Genomic DNA, 21,749 nt, shown 5'->3' on the forward strand with positions numbered 1-21,749 from the left:
CCTTTCCTACACGTCGGTGCGGTCGATCGCATCGGCGATGAATGCTTTGACTGTATCGGCATCGTTGGGCAGATCCACAACGTGGCGCTCGGCATCCATAATCGTTGCAAAGCGCTCCGGCACCTCCGGCTCGCGGCCCGTGGCCTCCCTGATCGTCTCTGCGAACTTCACCGGCAGCGCGGTTTCCAGCACCACGATCGGCGTGTCCACCTCGTCCGCGAATTGCTGAGCGACGAACACCCCATCCGCCGTATGCGGATCCACCAGCACGCCGTACTCGTCGTCGATCTGCTTGATCGTGTCCACTCGGTCAGCGTGGGTGGAGGTGCCGGAGGCGAAACCGAAGTCGTGGGTGATGTGGTGCAGCGTGTCGTCGTCAAGCGAAAAGCCCCCGTGTTTGACCTGGGTGCCGAACAGGTCACGGGTGCGGTCGGCATCGCGGCCTAACGCGTCGAAAATCATGCGCTCGAAGTTGGACGCCTTGGAAATGTCCATCGACGGCGACGACGTCGCGTGCGTGTCGGCGGCCCCGCGCGGGCGGTAGTCGCCGGTGGTGAAGAACTCGTGGAGGACATCGTTCTCGTTCGTCGCCACGATGAGGCGGTCGATCGGCAGTCCCATCTGCTTCGCGATGTGCCCTGCGCACACGTTGCCGAAATTGCCGGTGGGCACGCAGAACGAAATACGCTGGTCGTTCGTTTCGGTGACCTTGAGGTAGGTGGCGACGTAGTACACCACCTGCGCGAGCAGGCGCGCGAAGTTGATGGAGTTGACCGCACCAATCGAGTACTTCGACTTGAACGCTGCGTCCGCGCTGACCTCCTTGACCACGTCCTGGCAGTCGTCGAACACGCCGTCGAGCGCAATGTTGAAAATGTTCGGGTCATCCAGGCCAAACATCTGCGCCTGCTGGAATGGGGTCATGCGCCCGGCCGGGGTGAGCATGAACACGCGGATGTTGTCGCGACCACGCATCGCGTACTCCGCCGACGACCCGGTATCGCCGGAGGTGGCGCCCAAGATGTTGATCTCCTCGCCGCGGCGACCGAGCTCGTATTCAAACAGCTCGCCGAGCAACTGCATCGCCATGTCCTTGAACGCGGCGGTTGGGCCCTCGGAGAGGTGCCCGATGTGTAGGTCGTCGTTCAACCGGGTGACCGGGACGATCTCCTCGCTCGCGAACACCGGGGTACGGTAAGCCCGCTTGGCGATCTCCTCGAGGTCCCTTTCCGGGATGTCGTCAACGAACAGTTTCAACACCTCGGCGGCAAGGGCGGCGTAACCGTCGTTGGCTAATAGGGTGCGCCACTCGTTGAGAAGCTCCGGCGTAATCGACGGGTACACCGCCGGCATGAACAGGCCGCCGTCCGGGCTTAGGCCGGTGAGCAGGATGTCTGTGAAGGAGCGTGCCTTCGCCGTTGCGTCGCGCGTCGAGATGTAATCCACCCCGTGAAGTCTACGTCATCGCCTCCGCGACCCGGCCGGATCGCGCAGAATCCATTCGTATGCATATCACCGTTTCGAGCCCCTAGCGCCGCGGCGGTTCCTGGCGACCGGTGAGGATATCCACCACGGAGCGGATCGCGGCGTCGCCAAGCGGCGGCACCGTGCGCTCCTTCTGCTGCTCAGGCGCACTCGCCCGGCGCGGAGTGGTCGGCTCGACGCTAATGCCGAGCGTCGCGTCGTCCAGATCGAGCTTCGTCGAGGGGTCGACGCCGGCGACGCGGGCGGCGTCGACAAGTGCAACCAGATCCGCAAACGTTGCGTCGTTGAGGTCGATAGTCATGTTCACAGCCATGTGCACGAGCATATTGCTTATCGACGACCCCACGCCGCCCCCCCCCCACCCCACCGCGACTTGTACCATTCAGGATTCGTCCAGGCGTCAATCAACTTCAGGGGCATGACATGACACAACCCAATCCGCACTCCGGCTCGTCAACATGGACCGGCAACACGAACGGCCCTGCTCAGCAGCAGCCGAACTGGCAGCCGCCCGCTGGTCAGTGGGGGCAGCCGGCGCCGCAGCAATCCCTTGGTGCTTCGCTTAGCCGGGTAAACAGGAACTTCTGGGTGTTCCTGGCTGCGACTGTCGCGACGTTTGTGACCGCTTTCCTACCCGTTGTAGTTGGCAGCAGCAGCGAAGGCTTCGGGCTGCTGTCAACGAGTTTCAATTGGTGGGGCCAGATGAGCGTCTCCGCCCCTGTCGGAAGCGATCTGCTGGACGCGCTGCTGGAAGAGGAAATGCCGGGCGAGTACTACGATTTCCGCACCGTCGTCATCGCTGCCACCGTCTTCGTCATCGCGTTGCAGGCCTTGGCCACATTCTTTGCGTACAAAGAGAAGCAAAGGACTGGCGCGATCATCGGCATCGTCATTTTCCTGCTGCAGTTGCTCTACTCAGTGGCAGTCCTGGTAGCAATGTTCAACACCGCTGTGCCGGGCGCGCGGATCTCCCCCGGTGCCGGCCTCTGGCTGTGGATCATCATCGCGGTGGTGGGCCTCGTTATGTCGATCCGGATGCTATCCAAGCGCAACGGAAACCAGCAGCCCCCACAGACCTGGGGCGGCCCGCAGGCGCCGCAGCCGAACCAGCCCAATAACTGGGGACAGCCGGGCTACCAGTGGGGCCAGCCGGGGAACTAGTCGAACTCCAGCGACTGCTCCTCGCCCCAGAACACCTGCTCCACCACGCGGTGGGCTCGCCGGGTGATGCGCAGGTAGTCCTCGAGGAAGTCCTGCTGGTCGTCGGGGTCGTATCCGGCGGAGCCTGCGACCTGCGCGAGTTGGGGTCCCGGCGCGGGGAGTTGGTCTTCGCGTTTGCCGGTGACCAGCACGATGGCGTTGCGGGCGCGGGTGGCGGTGAGCCAGGCAGTGCGCAGCTCCTTCGCCTGAGATGCGGATACGAGTGCCGGGTCGTCGAGGTCGATGAGGAAATCGAGCGCGTCGAGCGCCGACGGGGTGCGCAGTTCCTCGTGGTGGTGGGCGTACGCCATGGTGATGAGTTGGACGGTCCATTCGACGTCGGCAAGCGCGCCGCGCCCGAGTTTCGTATGCGTAGCACGGTCGGCGCCGCGGGGTAGGCGCTCGTTGTCCACGCGGGCTTTGATGCGGCGGATTTCGCGGATATCTGCGGGTTTCGCGCCGCCGGCCGGGTAGCGGAACTCGTCGATCGCCTCCAAGAATGCCTCGCCTACCCCGCGGTCGCCGGCGACGACGGTGGCGCGCAGCAGCGCCTGGCGCTCCCACACTTCGCCCCACTCGCGGTAATAACGCTCGTAGGAGGCCACGCTTCTCACCACTGGCCCGGAGCGGCCTTCGGGACGCAGGCCGAGGTCGACTTCCAGCGGCGGATCGCCCGACGGTTTGGACAGACGCCGGCGCATCTGGTCGATGATCTTCGCGGCCCACGCGATGGCTTCGGCCTCGTCGGTACCGTCAGCAGGCTCAGCGACGATCATCACGTCCGCGTCCGAGCCGTAGCCCAACTCCGCTCCCCCGAGCCGGCCCATCCCGATCACGGCGATGCGCGCCGGGGGCGTATCGCTTGCCGACGACTCCAGGTCCGCAACCACCTCCGCCCGAAGCGCCGCCTCGAGCACCGCCTCCCAGACGTACGTCAATTCCAGGCAGACTTCACGCACGTCCATCAGGCCGAGAAGATCGGCGGCGGCGATGCGGGCGAGTTCGGCTCGTCGCAACGAACGCGCCACAGACACAGCCTTGTCGGGGTCGGACTGGTGGCGCTTCGCCGACGCGACGATCGCCTTGTGTACCTGGTCCGGCGCAGCCTCCAGCAGGCGCGGCCCGCTGGAGCCGTCGCCAAGCAGTTTCACCACTTCGGGGGCAGAAATGATGAGGTCGGAGGCGTACGGCGAGGTGCCCAGGATATGCATGAGGCGCTGGGAGGCCACGCCTTCGTCGCGAAGCATGCGCAAAAACCAGCTGCGGTCCACCGCCGCGTCTGAGAGTTTGCGGTAGTTGAGCAGCCCCTGGTCGGGATCGGCGGTGTCGGCGAGCCAGTGCATAAGGCTCGGCAGCATGATTGCCTGCAGTTTCGCCTTGCGTGAGGTGCCTTTGACCATGGCGGACAGGTGGTCGAAGGCGCGCGCCGGGTGGCGGTAGCCAAGCGCAGCGAGCTGCGCTTTGACGGCGTCGGCGGACAGGTTCGCCTCACCCACGGTGAGGTCTGCAACCGCGTCGAGCAGCGGCCGGTAGAACAGGCGCTCGTGCAGGTCGGCGACGTCGCGGCGCACGCGTTTGAGTTCGCGGTGCAGCGCCTCGGGTGCGGTGCCGCGCGGGCCTGCGGAAAACCCAGCGGCGCGGGCGAGCCAGCGGTTGCGTGGCTCGTCGTCCGCCTCGGGCAATTGGTGGGTGCGCTTGAAGCGCTGCAGTTGCAGGCGGTGCTCCAGCAGGCGCAAAAACTCATAGGCGCCGGTGAGCACCTTGGCGTCCTCGCGGCCGACGTAGCCGCCCTTCGCAAGTACCGCGAGGGCTTCGAGGGTGTTTTGGGCGCGCAGGGTGTCGTCGATACGCCCGTGCACGAGTTGGAGGAGCTGGACTGCGAATTCGACGTCCCGAAGCCCACCGGGGCCGAGTTTGAGTTCGCGGTCGCGCACGTCAGCGGGCACGTTTTCCAGCACGCGCCGGCGCATGGCCTGGACGTCCTCGACAAAGGAATCGCGTTGCGAGGCCTCCCACACCATCGGTGCGAGTTTCTCCGAATACGCACGCCCCAGCTCCATCGTCCCGGTCATCGGCCGGGCCTTGAGCAGCGCCTGGAACTCCCAGGTCTCGGCCCACTTGTTGTAGTAGGTCACGTGCGAATCCAGGGTGCGCACCAGCGCGCCGGAGGTGCCCTCGGGGCGCAGGTTCGCATCGACGTCGAAGAAGCAGGCCGAGCCGATGCGCATCATCTCGCTGGCGGCGCGGGTGATCTTGGCGGTGGCGGGCTCGGCGACGAAGACGACATCCACGTCCGAGATGTAGTTCAACTCCCCCGCGCCACACTTGCCCATCGCGATGACGGCCAACTCGGCGTCGAATTCGTCGTCACCGTAAACGTCGCGCATGGCTACGGCAAGCGCTGCGGTCAGTGCGGCGTCGGCCAGGTCGGTGAGCCTATCCGTGGTGTACGCGTACGTCATCGGCTCGCCCTCGCCGAAGCCTTTCACGGCGGCGAAGGTGCCGGCAAGATCCGCGGCGGCGACCTGCATCACCAGGTTGCGGTGCGCGGTGCGAAGCGCTTGCTTGGAGACGACCACCTCACCCTCGCTCGCCCGATACAGCCCCGGCTCGTCCGCGTCGACGCCGACTGCGGCGAGCATGGTGCGAAACATAGCGGGCCGATCGGGGATGTCGTCGCAAAGCAACCGCCACTGCTCGGGGTTGGCGATGAGGTGGTCGGAAAGTGCCGTGGAGCCGCCGAGCAGCGCGAAGAAACGGGTGCGGAAGACGGGGTTTGCTGTCAGTTCGTCGAGCAGCGGCGCCCAGGAATCCAGCGCGTCGTGGAGGCGGTAGGCGTTGTTCAGCGCCAAATCCGGGTCAGCGGCGCCCGCGAGCGTGTAGGCGAGCTCCTCAGTGTCGAAGCCGAGCTCGGCCAGATCGTCGGCGGCGCGTGGGCTGGTCAGGCCAAGTTTTGCGGGTTTCACTACAGGTCAATCCCGGTGTCGACTTCCCAGGGGGTGATCTGGGCGGTGTAGTCGTGCCACTCCTGCCACTTGGCGCGCAGGAAGAATTCGAAAACCTGCTCGCCGAGCACCTCCGCCATGAACTCGGAGCGCTCGAGGTTGCGTAGCGCCTGGTCCAGCGAGTTCGGCAGGTCCCGGTACCCCATCGCTCGTCGCTCCCGGCGCGTGAGCGCGAACACGTCGTCGCGGGCCGGTTCGTCGAGCTCGTAGCCCTCTTCAATGCCTTTGAGTCCCGCGGCGAGGACCGCGGCGAACGCGAGGTACGGGTTGCAAGCGGAATCCAGCGAACGAACCTCCACCCGGCGCGACTCCGCCTTGTGCAGGCGGTAGGTGGGCACGCGCACCATCGCCGAGCGGTTGGAAATGCCCCAGGTCGCGGCGGTGGGTGCCTCGGAGCCGAACTGGAGACGCTTATAGGAATTGACCCACTGGTTGGTCACCGCGGAGATCTCGCCAGCGTGCTCGATGATGCCGGCGACGAACTGGCGGCCGGTTTTGGACAAACTGATTTCGTCGTCCGGGTCGTGGAAGGCGTTGGAATCGCCCTCGAAAAGCGAGAAGTGCGTGTGCATCGCGGAGCCTTCGAGGTCGCCGAAGGGCTTGGGCATGAAGGTCGCGTGCACGCCGTTGATCTCCGCGACCGTTTTCACCAGGTAGCGGAAGGTCAAGATGTTATCCGCCATGGTCAGCGCATCCGTGTGGCGCAGGTCGATCTCCTGCTGGCCGGGCGAGCCCTCGTGGTGGGAGAACTCGGTGGTAATCCCCATGTACTCCAGCGCGGAGACTGCCATACGGCGCAGGCGCGGCGCCTCGTTGCGCTTGGCTTGGTCGAAATAGCCGCCCTTGTCCGCCGGTTTCGGCGCCTCCCCGTCCGCGCCGGGTTTGACCACATAGAACTCGATTTCGGGGCTGGCCTGGAACTCGAAGCCCATGTCGCGGGCGTTTTGGATCTGTCGGCGCAGCACGTGTCGCGGGTCGGCGAACAGCGGCCCGCCGTCGGGCATGGTGATGTCGCAGAACATGCGCGCGGTCTGCAGCCCGGCATCCTCGTCGAACGGCAGCGGCTGGAACGTCGACGGGTCCGGCCGCAACAGGGTGTCAGACTCGGAGATGCGCGAAAAGCCCTCGATGGAGGAGCCGTCGAAGCCCACGCCCTCCTCAAAGGCAGACTCCAATTCGGACGGCGACATCATCACGGTTTTCAGCGATCCGAAGATGTCGGTGAACCAGAGGCGGAGAAAGGCGATGTCTTGCTGCTCGACCAAGCGCAGCACGTTGTCGGTTTGGGCACTCATGGCAACAACTGTAGCGGGCGTGACGACATCAACTTTTCGCCGAAGTCCGTGTCGGCGACCACGCTAGACTGTGGAGCTATCGATTAAAGGAGGTCACCACACCATGGCTGAGCAGCAACCACAGAATTTCCTCGAGGTCGAGGTGAAGTTGGCCGTCGACGAGAGCACGGGCATGCCCGATCTCACCCAACTCCCCGGCGTGGAGGAGATCGCGGGCACACGCGAACACAACCTTTCCGCGGTGTACTACGACACGAAAGATCTGCGTCTCACGCGCTCCAAGATCACGCTGCGCCGCCGCACGGGTGGCGCGGACGACGGCTGGCACATGAAACTGCCGCAGGGCAGCGCGCGCAAGGAGGTGCGCATGCCTCTCGACGACCCGGCGCAGGTCCCCGAAGCACTCCGCGCCCAGGTCCGCGCCATCGTCCGCACCGAGGAACTCACCCCGGTCGCGCAGGTGGATAACCGCCGCGTGGAGATCACCCTCGCCGGCGAGGACGGACCTGTTGCGGAGTTTTGCGACGACCACGTCACAGCCTGGTCCCTGCTGCCCGGCGGCGAGCGCACCAACTGGCGCGAATGGGAAATCGAGCTGACCGACGCGCTCGCCGGCACTGAGGAAGGCAACACCCTGATCGAGCAGGCGTCGTCGTTCCTCATCGCAGCGGGCGCGCGCAAATCATCTTCCCCGTCGAAACTCGCCACCGCGCTGGGCGATGCGGTCAAAACCGCGCCGCTTCCGCCACATATGCAGGGCTCGCTTGACGACGACTCCCCGGCGGCGGCCGTGGTGTCGTCGCTAAGCAAACAGCGCGACGCGATTGTGGATTGGGAACCGCGCGTGCGCGCCGACGAGTGGGATTCGGTGCACCAGCTGCGCGTGTCCACCCGCGAGATGCGCTCGCTGCTGGAGACGTTCGAGGGCATTCTCGAGGGCGAGGAACTGGGCCGGCTGGAAGACGAGTTGAAGCACGCCGCCGGTGTGCTCGGCGTGGCGCGCGACGCGGAAGTTGTGGAGGAGCGCTTCGCGGAGCTGCTCGACTCCGACGAGTCCGGACTGATCGACGACGCCGCACGCGCCCATATCGCCGGCGACATGCGCCGCGACTACAACGACGCCCACGCGGAGATCATCGCGATGCTGGACTCCGACCGGTTCATGGATCTGTTGGATTCGATCGACGCGCTGCTGGCCGACCCGCCGATCGCTGCCGGCGACGAGTCCAAGAAGGAGGAAAAGAAGCAGTCGAAGGAGGTCCTCTACGACCACCTCAAGCGCGGCTACAAGAAACTGCGCAAGCGCCACGAAAAGGTCGGCGAGCACTACTACGACACCGACTTGCCGCTGCACGAGCGCGAGGATTACGTCCACGACGTGCGCAAGGCGGCGAAGAAGTTGCGCTACTCCGCCGTCGCCGCCCAGGACGCGGGACTGAAGGCGGGGCGCCTGGCGAAGGCCTGCAAGCGGTTGCAGAGCCAGTTAGGCGACTTCCAGGACGCGGTGACCTCGCGCGATCGCATCGAGCGGCTTGCCAACGAGGCCCGCGAGCGCGGCGAGGACACCTTCGCCTACGGCATGCTCTACCAGCGAGAACTCGCCCGCGGCGAGGAGGCGCTTCGCGGCTACGACGACACCGTGCGCGAGGTGCGCAAGGCGTTTAAGAAAGTCAAGCCGTAGGTTTTTCTTCCCGGGTCTACTTCTCCCGGCCCTACTTCTCCCAGGACGGGGTCTCGCCCCAGTTGTCGTCGGCCTCGTCCTGGTTGTCGGCGGTCTTGTTACGTTGCGTCGCGATCTGGATGGCGTTTTCCGCCTCCTCGCGGGTGGCGTACGGGCCCATGCGGTTGTCCCAGGACGCTTCCTTGCCCTGGGTGACCTCGCCGGTGGACGGGTTGTAGTAGAACTGCTCGTCAGCCATGACCAAGCTCCTTATTCGTTGGGGTTATAACCGGCCTCTACCCTACCGGCCCGCTTGGTAGTGTGGTTGCGGTTAAGGAGCGTGTACATGGCAGTTTTTCAGACCCCCAAAAAGTCACCTGTCGAGCGCGCCCGCGCTGCTCACCCGGGTGGTGGACACGTTGCGTCGGCGCCTGGAACGTGGGTGCTCATCGGTGAAAACGTCGACCACTTCGGCGGCGTGACGCTCGTCGGCACGGCGTCGCTACGGGTGGCTGCCGCGGCGAGCCCGCGTGACGACGACACCATCGCCATCGCGGCCAGCAGCCCCCACAACAGGGTTACGTCCGAGACGACACTCACGCAGCTTCACGACGACGACATCACCGACCCCCTCGCCCGCCGCTGGACCGGCCTGGTGCAAACCCTGATCCAGCGCCAGGTGCTCTCGCGCGACACCGCAGGCCTAAACATCACGGTCGAATCGGATGTCCCCCTCGGCGCGGGTCTTGGCGCGATGTACGCCGCCGACGCCGCGATCGCCCTGGCGCTTGCAGGCGGCCACGACGATATCGACACCGCCCCGTTTCGCACCCGACTCGCCGAAGTCTGCTCGCACGCCGTGGCCACCTACTCGAGCCTTGCGGTGGTGCGCGCCCGCCACTCGGTGGCCCTGCGCGGCGGCGGTGACGGCGTGAGCGTTATCGACTACGCCGACGGCTCACTGACCCAGGCCCCGCATCCGGCCCGCCACGGCGTCCGTATCTTCTCCCTGGTCGCAGAGTTGGGTACGCCGTACAGCAAGGAAAACCAGGCGATTGCAGAGCACCGCGCGTTCATCGACGCCGCCTGCGCCAACTTCGGTGTCGAATCGCTGCGGCAGCTTCCCGACGCCGTGAGCCGCGTCGTCCAATGGGTCGAGGCCCGCCGCTCCGTCGGCGACGAGACCGCCCCCGACCCGGACACCGCGCGGCGCTGGGTGCACTTCTGCGAATCTGAGACGCTGCGCTCGCTCGCCGCGGCCAAGGCGTTGCGTTCCCGGCGCGCCAACGACCTGTTTACCCTGCTGAATTCCCCGTCGGAGCCCCACAACCTGGCAACCCCCGAAGCCGTGGTGGCCCTAGCCCGCGAGCGCGGCGCCGTGGCCGCCCGTCCCGCCGCGACCGGCACGTCGAACGCCGTGATCGCGTTCGTGCCGGTGCAGGAGGCCGACACCTTCACGGCCGCCATGGACAAAGACTTCGAGGTCGTGGAAGTCACCCCGGGCGAAGTCGCCCGCCTCGAGGCGTAGGGGCTAGTCCGCGGGTCCTAGTCCGCGGGTCCTAGTCCGCGGGTCCTAGTCCGCGGGCCAGGCAAAGCCGACCTCGCGCGCGTCTGGGTCTGCCCGGACGAGGGAGAACTTCGTCTCCGCACCTTCCTCGGGCGCGCCTGCCGACGGGGCGAGCACCGGCGGGTCGACGATGAACACGCGCGCGGCGTCTTCCCCGCGTTTGAGCACCACCCCGTCGAAGTTGTGGCCCACCCACGGCTCGAGCACCGTCGCCTCCGTCAGGTGCAGGCAGGCCTTCTCCACCGTGTTGGCCAGTTGCGACGACCGCCCCATCGTCTTGAGCATCCGCGCCGCGTCGCGTTCAACCCACTCCGGCACCGGCTCGTCGGCGCAGATGGCGAGGCAGACTTCGGTGGCGAAGCGGTCGACAAGCCTGCGCAGCGGCGCGGTGACGTGCGCATAGTGGCCGCCGATGCCGGCGTGTACCTCGGGTGCGTCCTCCGACAGGTCGACGTAGCCTGCACCGCGCAGCAGTTTCTGGGCCTCACGCATCACCGCCATCCCGCGCGGGGTGTCCGCGTCGATACCGGCGAGGAACTCCCCGATATCGCCGGTGACGTCGAAGCCTAAATTGCGCGCCTCGCGACGGAACTCGGCTTCACCCTCCGCCGACGCCGGCCCCAGAGTCCGCAGGAATCCCACGCCAGCGTCGACCATCATGCGCCCGGCGACCATGCCGGTGAGCAGCGAAATCTCCGAGTTGTAGTCCATGATCGGGTGGCGCGGCTCGATGACCAGCTCGTAGTTCTCCCCATCGCCGACCACACGCACCGACGGCACACGCAGGTTGATCGCGCGCCTGCGTAACGACGACTTCTGCCGCAGCCTGCCCACCTCCGGCAATAACTCGATGGAGGGGTGCACGGTGCCTTCAGCGAGCGAGGCGTGCACGCTCTCGTAATCCAGGCGGGCAACCGAGTGCACGAGGGCGCGTTCGACGTGGGCGTTGTCGACCTCGCCGTCGTCGTCAAGCGAAAATGTCCAAAGGACCGCGGGCCGGTCGACGTCCGGCAGCAACGACGCGGAGCCCTCCGACAACTCCTCGGGGTGCAGGCGCGCCGGCTCGTCGGGGAGGTAAATGGTCTGGCCGCGCTTGAGCGACTCGGCGTGGACCTCGGAATCGGCGGGGACGAACGCCGCGACATCCGCGATCGCATAGCGCACCGTGTATCCCCCGGCGTCGCGCTTCTCGACGTGCACCGCCTGGTCTAAATCCTTCGAACCTTCCGGGTCGATGGTGACGAAGGGGATGGCGCGGGCGTCGATACGCGAACCCGCGAAGCGGTCCTCGAGGCCTGCCGCCTCCTTATGCAGCGACGACGCGAAATCGGTGCGCACGTCGAACTCGCGCGCGATCGGGCGGAAATTTAAAGGAGCGGCGTAAAGCTTCATAAAACGCCATCGTGCCACGAAGTGGGCGAATGAGTCGGCCTATGAGCCGGATTCTGTACCCCGCAAGCGGGGCGGCGACCATCCATCTGGGCCACCCATCGCTGGGCGCCTCGAGCAGCTACCTTCGGACTGGGCGGGCAGCCTCATCGCGTCCGACGACCTCCGCCGTTTCGGGCGGGGGCTCTTGCCTTGCTCCCGGTGGGGTTTACCTGGCCGCACGTGTTGCCACGCACGCCGGTGCGCTCTTACCGCACCCTTTCACCCTTACCCCGTTGCCGGGGCGGTCTACTCTCTGTTGCACTTTCCCGCGGATCGCTCCGGGTTGCTGTTAACAACCACCGTGCCGTGTGGAGTCCGGACTTTCCTCGACGCGCGCCTGCCCCATGGTTGGGATGGTTCGCGCCGCCGCGGCCGCCCGGCCGGCTCATTCGCGGGTTAAAGCATACGCTTTCAGCCGGTTGGAACGGAACTGCCGGGCAGGTTGCGGCAGATGCGGCCCCAACACAAAAAGTGAGGGGCAGGGTGTGAGGGGTTCGAGTAAAAGCTCTCTCCCCGATTTCGACGACGGCGACCCCCTCACATCCTTCCCCTCACATCTAGCCAGGGTTCACACCCTGCCCCTCACATCTAGCGGCGGAACCTATCGGAACCTACCGGTGGTGGGCGACGTCGTTGACGCAGCGGACCACGCCGTAGTCGCCGTAGAAATCGACCACTGAAATGCTGGCGAGGTCCAAAAACACGTGCTTGAACAGATCCGCATTCGCCCCCAACGCCTGGCGGACGATGGACTTCACCGGCGTCATGTGGGTCACCAGCAGCACCGTTTGCCCCTCGTAACGCTCCTGCAACTTCAGTCGCGCGCGGGTGACGCGGCGATGGAAGGCGGTCAGCGACTCCCCCGACGGGGGCGCGTTGTTCGGCGAGGACTGCCAGGTCGCGAAGGCCTCGGCATCCTTGGCGATCACCTCGTCACGGGTCAGGCCTTCGAAGTCGCCGAAGTCCAATTCGCGTAGGCCGTCATCGGTCGCAATAGACAGCCCCAGCGCTTCGGCGGCGTACTCGGCGGTTTGTTGGGCGCGGGCTTGAGGGGAGGCCACGATGGTGTCGATACGCCCGAAGCCCTGCAGCGCCGATGCAGCACGTTTTGCCTGTTCGCGGCCGGTGTCGGTGAGGTCCGGGTTGGACGTGCCGGAAAAGCGACGCTCGGCCGAATGATGCGTCTGCCCGTGGCGAAGCAGGATGAACCGGGTGCGCGGGCTTTCGTGGCCAGCCCAATGCGCGGCAGCATCGCGCTTGTCGACGGCCGGCCCCACCGAGGCCGACGCATCCGAGGCCGACGCACCCGAGGCCGACGCACCCGACGCAGCCGGCGCAGAAGCCCCAGCCCACACCCCGGTGCCCTTCACAATCCCCGGCTTGTCGCCGCGGGCGGCGGCGTCCATAGCCACGTTGGACAGTTCGTCGGCCTTTTTGTTCTTCGCGCGCGGGACCCAGGTGTAGGTGACCTTTTCAAACCCGGAGGCGATGTCGCGGGCCTGACGGGCGAGTTTTTGCATGTCCGGGTGCTTGATTTTCCAGCGACCGGTCATTTGCTCGACGACGAGTTTGGAGTCCATGAAGACGTCGACACGCGTCGCACCCACGGACCGGGACGCCTCAAGTCCCTGGATCAGCCCGTGGTACTCGGCGACATTGTTGGAGGATTTCTTGCCCACCACGTAGGCGATTTCGCCGAGCGTCTCGCCGGAAGCGTCGTAGACCACCGCGCCGGAGCCAGCGACGCCCGGGTTGCCTCGGGAGCCGCCGTCGCAGTACATCTTGACCTGCATTTACGCCTCGTCGGACGGCGTGACGCGCACCAGCAGGGTGCCGCAGTTCGGGCAGTGAGGCAGGGAGTCCTCCGGCTCGGCCATTACCTCGGCGCGCTCGGCGGGCGGCAGCTGGATGAAGCAGCCCCCGCAGGCGCGGCCGTTGAATTTTGCGGCGCCGATGTCGTCGTAGGCATCGAGCACGTCGGCCGGCAACTTGGCGCGCAGGGCATCGGTGTCCACGACCTCTTCTTCCGGCAGCGCGTCGACGGTGCGTTGGGCGGCGTCGACTTTGCGGTTGATGTCGTCGACACGCGCGGCGTGCACGTCGCGGTTGTTGCGAAGCGCGGCGATCTCGTTGTGCGCCTCCTTCAACTCAGAGAGCAGATCGGCGATGCGCGATTTTGCGGCGTAGCGGTCGTGCTCGAGATCCTTGCGGCGCTCCGGGTCGGTCTCCGCACCCAGTTGGCGCTTGTCGTCCAGTTCGCGCTTTTTCAGTTTGCGTTCGTCTTCCTGGATGCGCAGGATCTCCAGCTCCATGTCGTCCACGGCGAGTTGGGCGGAGGCGGAGGCCTCGGTGAGGCGGGTGCGCTCGTCGAGAAGCTTCTGCAGCTCCTGGACTTCGGGGCGGACGCGGGGCTGCGACTTGGAGGCGTCGGCAAGCGCAAGCTCCAGGAGGACGGGTTGCAGGTCTTTGGCTAATTGCATCAGTACTCCTTTAGTTCGCTGGGTGGGCGGACACGGTCCAGGGATCCGTGCGGATGTGCAGGATCTCGGTGTCCACGCCTAGAGGCGCCACGATACCCTCCGCCTGCTCGGTCCACGGAAACTCGCTGGCCCAGTGCGCGGTGTCGATCACGGCCGGGCCTCCCGCGCGCAGGTGCTCGTCGACGGGGTGGTGGCGCAGGTCGGAGGTGACGTAGACGTCCACGCCGAGTTTGGCGACATCGGCAAGGAAGGAGTCGCCGGAGCCGGAGGAGACCGCGACCTTTCGCACCTTCTGGTCCGGGTCACCGGCGGCGCGCACACCCCACGCGGTTTCCGGCAGCGCGTTGGCGACCTGCTGAGTGAATTCGCGCAGCGTCATCGGCTCCGGGAGCGTGCCGATGCGGCCGAGGCCTGTCGCGTTGTCCAGGTCCGCGGCGTGCTCCACCTGCACGATGTCGAACGCCGGCTCCTCATAGGGGTGATTCGCGCGAAGCGTATCGACGAGCCCACGCCGCAGCCTCGCCGGCGCCACGAACTCCACGCGCACCTCGTCGGCGGTGAAGTGCTCGCCGACGGTGCCGTCGGTCGGGTCGGCGCCCTCGACCGGGGTGAACTCGCCGGTGCCCGCGTACGAAAACGCGCACTCGCGATAGTTGCCGATCGCGCCCGCGCCGGCGTCGAAAAGCGCCTGCTTCAACGCCGCGGCGTCAGACGGCGGGACGTGGACGCCCCAGCGATCGGTGGCGCCCAGAAGCACCGGCTTGATCGGGCGGCCGGGTTCGATGCCGACCAGCTCGGCCAGTTTGTCGGACACACCTGGGCGCGCCGAATCAGCGTTGGTGTGCGCGGCGAACAGCGCACAGTCGCCTTTCAGCAGCGTGTGGATGACCTTGCCCTTCGGCGTGCTCGCCGCCACGGAGTGCACGCCGCGCAGCAGCAGCGGGTGGTGCACAACCAGTAGCTGCGCCCCGGCGGCAACGGCGCGCTCGGCCACCTCCTGGGTGCAGTCGAGCGCGAAGGCGACCTTGGTCACCTCGTCGGCAGGATCGCCGCAGATCAGCCCTACCTGATCCCAGCTTTCAGCCAGCGCGGGCGGGTAGGCGGCCTCGAGCGCGCCGACAACATCTTGCACAGTCACAGCAGTCATGGCAGCCAGCCTACAAATTTGGAACAGTGGGCAAGCGTGACCACCACATTGCTTTTCGACGTCGACGGCACCCTCATCGATTCCTTCCCCGGCATCCGCCACGGCTTCCTGGTTGGCCTGGATGCTGTGGGCTGGGAGAAACCGGACGAGGAATTCATCAAACGCATCCCCGGCCCGCCGATGCCGGAGTCCATGCGCGCGCTCGGGATGGAACCTGAGACCGTGGACCAGGCCATGCGCGCGTATTCCGAGTACATGTCCACCGAGGGGTGGCAGCGCTTCGAGGTCTACCCCGGTATGGCGGACCTCGTGGAGCGTCTGCACCGGGAAGGGTTTGGGGTGGTGACGGCGACGTCGAAAAGCGAACGCTTCGCACGCGCGGCGCTCGAGCGGGCGGGGATGCTCGGGCACATCGATTTCCTGGGTGCTGCGTCCAACGACGGCGTGCGCGCCAAGAAAGCCGACGTGATCCGCTATGTGCTGGACAATGTGGCGCCCAAGCGGCCGCTGATGATCGGCGACCGCACCCACGATTACACCGGCGCCGCCGCGTTTGACATCCCGAGTGTTGCCGTGACCTGGGGCTACGGCGCCTCAGAGGAGTGGGACGAGGCGGACTACATAGCATCGGATGCGACCGAGTTAGAAAGGATCATTCGTGCTGCATATTGATTTCGTCTGCACCGGCAACATCTGCCGCTCCCCGATGGCGGAGGTCATCGTGCGCTCCAAGTTGGAGGACGCGGGGCTGGGTGATGCGGTGCGCGTATCGTCGTCAGGCATCGGCGACTGGCACGTCGGACACAAAGCCGACGAGCGCGCCCGGCGCGAACTTGCCGACCACGGCTACAACGGCGAAGCCCACCGCGCCCAGCAGCTTGGTTACGAGCAGGAGCAGGCCGACCTCATCGTCGCGCTGGATACCAACCACGTGTCCGAGTTGGTCGTGCGCGGCGTGCCCGAAGAAAAGGTGCGGCTGCTGCGCTCCTTCGACCCGGACGCCCCCGCTGGCGCTGGCGTTGCGGACCCCTACTACGGCGGGCCCGAGGGCTTTACCGTGGTGCGCGAACAGATCGAAGCCGCCGCCGACGGCATTATCCGCTGGGTGCGCGAGCAGCTAGACTAACCGGGCGTGAACGCCAGTACATCCTCGTCAAAGCCGTGGTGGCGCCAACTGCTCAACCCCGGCTGGATCATCGCGGCGATCGTTGTCGGCATCTTCTCGTATTTCGCCTTCACGTTCCTCGCACCCTGGCAGTTGGGCAAAAACGAGCAGTTGGTCGAGCGCAACGAGCACATCGCCGCCGCCTTCGAGCGTGACCCGGAGCCCATTTCGGAACGCCTGCCGGGCTCGTCGCTCGACCCCGACAACGAGTGGTCGCGCGTGATCGCCACCGGCCAGTACGCCGGCCCCGACGTGTTGTTGCGCCTGCGCCCCGTCGACCGCACCCCCGCATTCCAGGTGCTCACCCCGTTCAAACTCGACGACGGCCGCAACATCATGATCAACCGCGGCTGGGTCCCCGCCGAAGAATCCACCCAGGTCCCCTCGATCGACCCCGCCCCCACCGGCGACGTCACCCTCACAGCGCTCTTGCGTGCCGACGAACCCACCCACCCCACAGCCCCCGTCCACGAACAGGGCTACCAGATGGTCTACTCCATCAACTCCGGCCAAATCGGGTCGCTGACCGACACCGACCTCGTCTCGCCGTACCTGCAGTTGCTCTCCGACCAACCCGGGGTAATCAACCCGATCCCCATCCCCCAACTCGAAACCGGCAACCACCTCTCCTACGGCCTGCAGTGGATCCTCTTCGGCATCGCCGCCCCCGGCGCACTGCTGTACTTCCTGGTCGCCGAGTCCCGCGAGCGCCGCCGCTTCGCCGAGGAGCAGGAGCAATTGCTTGACGACGACCCCGTGTCCGCCCCTCCCACCCCCGGCCCCTCTCCCGCTGCCGGTTCCGGTTCCGCTGCCCCGTCTTCTGCTGCCCCGTCTTCTGCTGCGCCGTCCCGGTCGCGCCAGCGCTACGGCTCGTCCCGCACCAACCCGTGGGCCAAGGCATACGATAAGGAACAAGAACGCTAGGCCTTTACCGGTAAAGGGGTACCGATGCAGTTGAAGTCCGCCCTCGACACACTCGAATCCGCCGGTGTCGTGCTGGCACCTGGGGTTGAAACCGCCGATATCGACGACGCCGTCTTCGACCACGCCACCCTCTTTCGCACCCGCCCGTTTGCGACTCTCTCTTTCCTGGCCGGCCCCGACGGCGATCCCCTCTTCGCCCTGTCCTCCCCTCGCTTGTTATCGTCCCGGGCCGGCCTAGCCTGCGCCGCCCTCGGTGCCTCTCTCGTTGACCTGTCCGCCGTCCCCGACACCCCCGGTGCCCCCACCGGCTCCGCCCGAGTCCAGTTCTCGGAATGGGACGTCGCCGATGTGGAATTCGACGGCGACTCCCCCATCTTCGAGTTGGGCATCCTCGCCGCGATCGAAAACCGCGCGCTGTAGTTTCCAGCCGCCGGCCCCCCGTCTTTCACCGGCCGCCTCTCACCGGCCCCCTTCCACCCTAGATGTGAGGGGCAGGATGTGAGGGGGTCGAGTAATTCCACCCACCCCGGTTTCGACGACGGCGAACCCCTCACATCCTGCCCCTCACATTTGGGCTCGCCAGCCGAGGATGCTTACTCGTAAACGCTTATTGCTCGAGTGCGCTGCGGAAAATCCCACGCCGCCTCACGATGAGTAAGCGTCCTCCTCGGCGGGTAAGCACCCTGGAGTAAGCATCTAGGCCCCACCGACACGAAAAAGGCCCCTCTGGGGAGGGGCCTTGACCTAGTGCGCCATGACGGGCTCGAACCGCCGACCTACTGGGTGTAAACCAGTTGCTCTTCCAGCTGAGCTAACGGCGCGCGTTGCTGCATCACTGTAGCAAACCGGTCGGCAGCAACGAAAACTACCGCTTGGGGGCGGCAAGACACGAGCCCTGCCAGTCGCCGAAGCGGTCCGCCTTGGTCGAAATAAAGCCGGCCAACTGGGCGGACTCGGCGATCACACCGGCAGGCACCACGCCCGGGGAGCCAGCGCCGGGGGTGAGCAGCCACACCCGGCCGCCTGGGCTTAAGTTTCTGGAGGCGTCCACGAGTTCGTCGACAAGATCCCCATCGCCGTCGCGGTACCAGAGGAGGACGACGTCGCAGGGGTCGGTGGTGTCGTCGTCGAGAAGCAATGCCCCAATGGCATCTTCGATGGCCTCTGAGATGGTCGAATCGGCGTCGTCATCCCAGCCGATCTCCTGCACGACGTCGTCGGGTCCGACCCCGAAACGGTCCGCGTAGGTGGCACTCAAGTGTCTTGATCCTCCAGTTGTCGAAATATGAATGCCGACATCTTAGCGCCGAAACTCGGCGAGCGCTGGCAGTTGCGTGATTAGTCTCACCAATTGGGTCCTCTATGAGAAGTGCAAAGCAAAAGGACGTATCCTTGTTGTCGTACTGCCCAGATGGACCCAGGAGGTTGAAGTGGCCGAGAAAGAAACCAATATGGAAGATGCTCGCGTGAAGAACGCGTCCGACGTCGACACGAACATTCTCTCGCTGCGCGAGGGTGTTGCGTCCTACCTGCACGACGCAGATCCGGAAGAGACTCAGGAGTGGATGGATTCCCTCGACGGTCTGCTCGAGGAGTCCGACCCGGAGCGCGCACGCTACCTCATGCTGCGCCTGATCGAGCGCGCCAACGCGAAGCGCGTGCCGCTGCCGGCGCTGTCGTCGACTGACTTCGTCAACACCATCCCGACGAAGCTCGAGCCGGAATTCCCGGGCGACGAGAAGATCGAGAAGCGCTACCGTCGCTGGATCCGCTGGAACGCCGCGATCATGGTGCACCGCGCTCAGCGCCCCGGCATCTCCGTCGGCGGCCACATCTCCACTTACGCTTCCGCAGCTGCGCTCTACGAGGTGGGCTTCAACCACTTCTTCCACGGCAAGGACGCCGAGCAGGGCGGTGACCAGATCTTCTTCCAGGGCCACGCCTCTCCGGGCATGTACGCCCGTGCCTTCATGGAAGGCCGCCTCAGCGAAGAGGACATGGACGGCTTCCGCCAGGAGAAGTCCCACCCGGGCGGCGGTATGCCGTCCTACCCGCACCCGCACGGCATGCCGGAGTTCTGGGAGTTCCCGACCGTGTCCATGGGCCTTGGCCCGATGAACGCGATCTACCAGGCACGCTTTAACAAGTACCTGCAGGACCGCGGCATCAAGGACACCGACAAGCAGCACGTCTGGGCATTCCTTGGCGACGGCGAAATGGACGAGCCGGAATCCCGCGGCCTGATCCACATGGCCTCCCTGTACGGCCTAGACAACCTGACCTTCGTGATCAACTGCAACCTGCAGCGTCTCGACGGCCCGGTGCGCGGCAATGGCCAGATCATCCAGGAGCTGGAGAGCTTCTTCGTCGGCGCCGGCTGGAACGTGATCAAGGTCGTTTGGGGTCGCGAATGGGATGAGCTGCTGGAGAAGGATGAGGACGGCGCACTCGTCCACATCATGAACACCACCCCGGACGGCGACTTCCAGACCTTCAAGGCCAACGACGGCGCGTACGTGCGCGAGCACTTCTTCGGCCGCGACGAGCGCACCAAGAAGCTCGTTGAGGATATGTCCGATGAGGACCTGTTCAACCTGCGTCGCGGTGGCCACGACTACCGCAAGGTGTACGCCGCCTACAAGCGTGCGCTGGAGACCAAGGGCAAGCCGACCGTCATCCTCGCCCACACCGTCAAGGGCTACGGCCTGGGCCACAGCTTCGAGGGCCGCAACTCGACCCACCAGATGAAGAAGCTGACCCTGGACGATCTGAAGCTCTTCCGCGACAACCAGCAGATCCCGATCTCCGACGAAGAGCTGGAGAAGGATCCGTACATGCCGCCGTACTACCACCCGGGTGCGGACGCAGAGGAGATTAAGTACCTGCAGAAGCGTCGCGAAGAGCTCGGTGGTTACCTGCCGCAGCGTCGCGAGCAGTACACCCCGCTGTCCCAGCCGGATTTCGAGAAGACCTTCAAGGCACTGTTCAAGGACTCCGGCAAGCAGAAAGTCGCCTCCACCATGGCGCTCGTGCGCACCTTCAAGGCGCTCATGCGCGACAAGGAGCTGGGCAAGCGCGTCGTCCCGATCATTCCGGACGAGGCCCGCACCTTCGGCCTGGACTCTTGGTTCCCGACCCTGAAGATTTACAACCCGAACGGCCAGAACTACGTGCCGGTCGACCACGATCTGCAGCTGTCCTACCGTGAGGCGCCGGAAGGCCAGATCCTGCACGAGGGCATCAACGAGGACGGCTCCTCCGCATCCTTCGTCGCGGCATCGACCTCGTACGCCACCCACGGTGAGCCGATGATCCCGATGTACATCTTCTACTCGATGTTCGGCTTCCAGCGCACCGGCGACAACTTCTGGGCCGCCGGCGACCAGATGGGCCGTGGCTTCATCGTCGGCGCAACCGCCGGCCGCACCACTCTGTTCGGTGAGGGCCTGCAGCACATGGACGGCCACTCCCCGATCCTGGCCTCCACCAACCCGGCCGTCATCCCGTACGACCCGGCGTTCGCCTACGAGATGCCGTACATCATCTCCAAGGGCATCGAGCGCATGTACGGCAACGGTGCCGGCGAGGACGAGAACGTGATGTACTACATCACCGTCTACAACCAGCCGCACCACCAGCCGGCACGCCCGGAAAACCTGGACGTCGAGGGCCTGCACAAGGGCATCTACCTCTACGACAAGGGCGAGGACCTGGACAACAAGGTCTCCCTCCTGGCTTCCGGTGTTGGCATGCAGCAGGCGCTCGTCGCACAGAAGATCCTGCAGGAGAAGTACAACGTCGGCGCTGCGATCTACTCCGTGACCTCCTGGACGGAGCTCGCACGCGAGGGTCAGCGCAAGGACAACGAGCAACTGCTCAACCCGGACGCCGAGGTTGAGGAGGCATTTGCCACCAAGCAGCTGAAGCAGACCGAGGGTCCGTACATTGCGACCTCCGACTTCGCTTCCGACCTGCAGGAGCAGATCCGCGCCTACGTCCCGGGCCAGTACGTTGTGCTCGGTGCCGACGGCTTCGGTTTCGCCGACACCCGCGAGGCCGCCCGCCGCTTCTTCAACATCGACGCCGAGTCCATGGCCGTCGCCGCCCTGCTGGCGCTGGCCAAGGAGGGCAAGATCGACCGCTCCGTCGCTGCGCAGGCCGCTAAGGACCTGAAGCTCGACGACCCGGCCGCTGCCCAGCCGAACCTCGACTCCGACGACGAGGGTCCGGAGAACGCCGCAGAGTAGCACTTCGCTTCTCGACGACCCCACGCCCCGGCCTCCCCGGCCGGGGCTTCGGCGTTTGTGTTCCCTTCTGGGCCCTTCCCCCGCCAAAAAGTTCCCCGCCCGGGAACTTTCTTCGGTTTCGACCACTTTTCCGGCGGCGTTTC

The 21,749-nt window shown here is 65.8% G+C and carries 18 protein-coding genes, 1 tRNA gene and 1 other RNA gene; 8 read left to right on the forward strand and 12 right to left on the reverse strand.

The window, feature by feature from the left end:
* Window positions 1-6: 6 nt before the first annotated feature.
* Complete coding sequence (gene thrC, locus IAU68_RS08240; protein ID WP_171192826.1) at window positions 7-1,446, reverse strand: threonine synthase; 1,440 nt, start codon at window positions 1,444-1,446, stop codon at window positions 7-9.
* A gap of 82 nt (window positions 1,447-1,528) precedes the next feature.
* The gene (locus tag IAU68_RS08245; protein WP_231699001.1) at window positions 1,529-1,798 is read right to left on the reverse strand and encodes a hypothetical protein; all 270 of its coding nucleotides are present in this window, start codon (window positions 1,796-1,798) and stop codon (window positions 1,529-1,531) included.
* 110 nt (window positions 1,799-1,908) lie between these two features.
* Here IAU68_RS08245 and IAU68_RS08250 point away from each other — a divergent pair, with 110 nt between their 5' ends.
* Window positions 1,909-2,646 (forward strand): hypothetical protein, encoded by a 738-nt coding sequence (locus tag IAU68_RS08250; RefSeq protein WP_171192827.1) that lies wholly within the window; start codon window positions 1,909-1,911, stop codon window positions 2,644-2,646.
* Here IAU68_RS08250 and IAU68_RS08255 read toward each other — a convergent pair.
* Window positions 2,643-5,651, reverse strand: a complete 3,009-nt coding sequence (locus IAU68_RS08255) for a bifunctional [glutamine synthetase] adenylyltransferase/[glutamine synthetase]-adenylyl-L-tyrosine phosphorylase (RefSeq protein ID WP_171192828.1) — start codon at window positions 5,649-5,651, stop codon at window positions 2,643-2,645. The two genes, IAU68_RS08250 and IAU68_RS08255, sit on opposite strands and share 4 nt — an antisense overlap.
* Window positions 5,651-6,985 (reverse strand): glutamine synthetase family protein, encoded by a 1,335-nt coding sequence (locus IAU68_RS08260; RefSeq protein WP_171192829.1) that lies wholly within the window; start codon window positions 6,983-6,985, stop codon window positions 5,651-5,653. Before IAU68_RS08260 ends, IAU68_RS08255 begins: the two co-directional genes overlap by 1 nt.
* A 103-nt stretch (window positions 6,986-7,088) precedes the next feature.
* On the opposite strand from IAU68_RS08260, the gene IAU68_RS08265 reads away from it, so the two are divergent.
* Window positions 7,089-8,666: a CYTH and CHAD domain-containing protein gene (locus IAU68_RS08265; RefSeq protein WP_171192830.1), complete on the forward strand. Its 1,578-nt coding sequence runs from the start codon at window positions 7,089-7,091 to the stop codon at window positions 8,664-8,666.
* 31 nt (window positions 8,667-8,697) lie between these two features.
* Here the strand turns inward: IAU68_RS08265 and IAU68_RS08270 are convergent, their stop codons facing one another.
* Window positions 8,698-8,904: a hypothetical protein gene (locus IAU68_RS08270; RefSeq protein ID WP_171192831.1), complete on the reverse strand. Its 207-nt coding sequence runs from the start codon at window positions 8,902-8,904 to the stop codon at window positions 8,698-8,700.
* An 87-nt stretch (window positions 8,905-8,991) separates the two neighbouring features.
* On the opposite strand from IAU68_RS08270, the gene IAU68_RS08275 reads away from it, so the two are divergent.
* The gene (locus tag IAU68_RS08275; protein ID WP_171192832.1) at window positions 8,992-10,173 is read left to right on the forward strand and encodes a galactokinase family protein; all 1,182 of its coding nucleotides are present in this window, start codon (window positions 8,992-8,994) and stop codon (window positions 10,171-10,173) included.
* A 45-nt stretch (window positions 10,174-10,218) separates the two neighbouring features.
* Here the strand turns inward: IAU68_RS08275 and IAU68_RS08280 are convergent, their stop codons facing one another.
* The 5 genes from IAU68_RS08280 to IAU68_RS08300 form a co-directional block, all read right to left on the reverse strand.
* Window positions 10,219-11,604, reverse strand: coding sequence for an RNB domain-containing ribonuclease (locus IAU68_RS08280; protein WP_171192833.1), 1,386 nt, complete (start codon window positions 11,602-11,604; stop codon window positions 10,219-10,221).
* 26 nt (window positions 11,605-11,630) lie between these two features.
* An RNA gene (gene rnpB / locus IAU68_RS08285) (RNase P RNA component class A) lies at window positions 11,631-12,031 on the reverse strand.
* Between the two features lie 223 nt (window positions 12,032-12,254).
* Window positions 12,255-13,436, reverse strand: coding sequence for a bifunctional RNase H/acid phosphatase (locus tag IAU68_RS08290; RefSeq protein ID WP_171192834.1), 1,182 nt, complete (start codon window positions 13,434-13,436; stop codon window positions 12,255-12,257).
* Window positions 13,437-14,123, reverse strand: coding sequence for a zinc ribbon domain-containing protein (locus tag IAU68_RS08295; protein WP_171192835.1), 687 nt, complete (start codon window positions 14,121-14,123; stop codon window positions 13,437-13,439).
* A gap of 10 nt (window positions 14,124-14,133) precedes the next feature.
* Window positions 14,134-15,270, reverse strand: coding sequence for a Nif3-like dinuclear metal center hexameric protein (locus IAU68_RS08300; RefSeq protein WP_171192836.1), 1,137 nt, complete (start codon window positions 15,268-15,270; stop codon window positions 14,134-14,136).
* A gap of 36 nt (window positions 15,271-15,306) precedes the next feature.
* Here IAU68_RS08300 and IAU68_RS08305 point away from each other — a divergent pair, with 36 nt between their 5' ends.
* Genes IAU68_RS08305 through IAU68_RS08320 form a run of 4 tightly spaced genes read left to right on the forward strand, consistent with a single transcriptional unit; the run spans window position 15,307 to window position 17,779 of the window.
* Window positions 15,307-15,942, forward strand: a complete 636-nt coding sequence (locus IAU68_RS08305) for an HAD hydrolase-like protein (RefSeq protein ID WP_171192837.1) — start codon at window positions 15,307-15,309, stop codon at window positions 15,940-15,942.
* The gene (locus IAU68_RS08310) at window positions 15,929-16,396 is read left to right on the forward strand and encodes a low molecular weight protein-tyrosine-phosphatase (RefSeq protein ID WP_171192838.1); all 468 of its coding nucleotides are present in this window, start codon (window positions 15,929-15,931) and stop codon (window positions 16,394-16,396) included. Before IAU68_RS08305 ends, IAU68_RS08310 begins: the two co-directional genes overlap by 14 nt.
* A 6-nt stretch (window positions 16,397-16,402) precedes the next feature.
* On the forward strand, window positions 16,403-17,359 hold the full coding sequence (locus IAU68_RS08315; RefSeq protein ID WP_231699002.1) for an SURF1 family cytochrome oxidase biogenesis protein: 957 nt from the start codon (window positions 16,403-16,405) through the stop codon (window positions 17,357-17,359).
* Window positions 17,360-17,383: 24 nt separating this feature from the next.
* On the forward strand, window positions 17,384-17,779 hold the full coding sequence (locus tag IAU68_RS08320; protein ID WP_171192839.1) for a hypothetical protein: 396 nt from the start codon (window positions 17,384-17,386) through the stop codon (window positions 17,777-17,779).
* Between the two features lie 328 nt (window positions 17,780-18,107).
* Here IAU68_RS08320 and IAU68_RS08325 read toward each other — a convergent pair.
* Window positions 18,108-18,180: transfer RNA gene (locus tag IAU68_RS08325), tRNA-Val, on the reverse strand.
* 44 nt (window positions 18,181-18,224) lie between these two features.
* Window positions 18,225-18,617, reverse strand: coding sequence for a DUF3052 domain-containing protein (locus IAU68_RS08330; RefSeq protein ID WP_202880073.1), 393 nt, complete (start codon window positions 18,615-18,617; stop codon window positions 18,225-18,227).
* 193 nt (window positions 18,618-18,810) lie between these two features.
* Here IAU68_RS08330 and aceE point away from each other — a divergent pair, with 193 nt between their 5' ends.
* Window positions 18,811-21,606 (forward strand): pyruvate dehydrogenase (acetyl-transferring), homodimeric type, encoded by a 2,796-nt coding sequence (aceE, locus tag IAU68_RS08335; protein WP_171193010.1) that lies wholly within the window; start codon window positions 18,811-18,813, stop codon window positions 21,604-21,606.
* Window positions 21,607-21,749: the final 143 nt, after the last annotated feature.

Origin of the sequence: Corynebacterium lujinxingii (assembly GCF_014490555.1) — a bacterium.
GTDB lineage: Bacteria > Actinomycetota > Actinomycetes > Mycobacteriales > Mycobacteriaceae > Corynebacterium > Corynebacterium lujinxingii.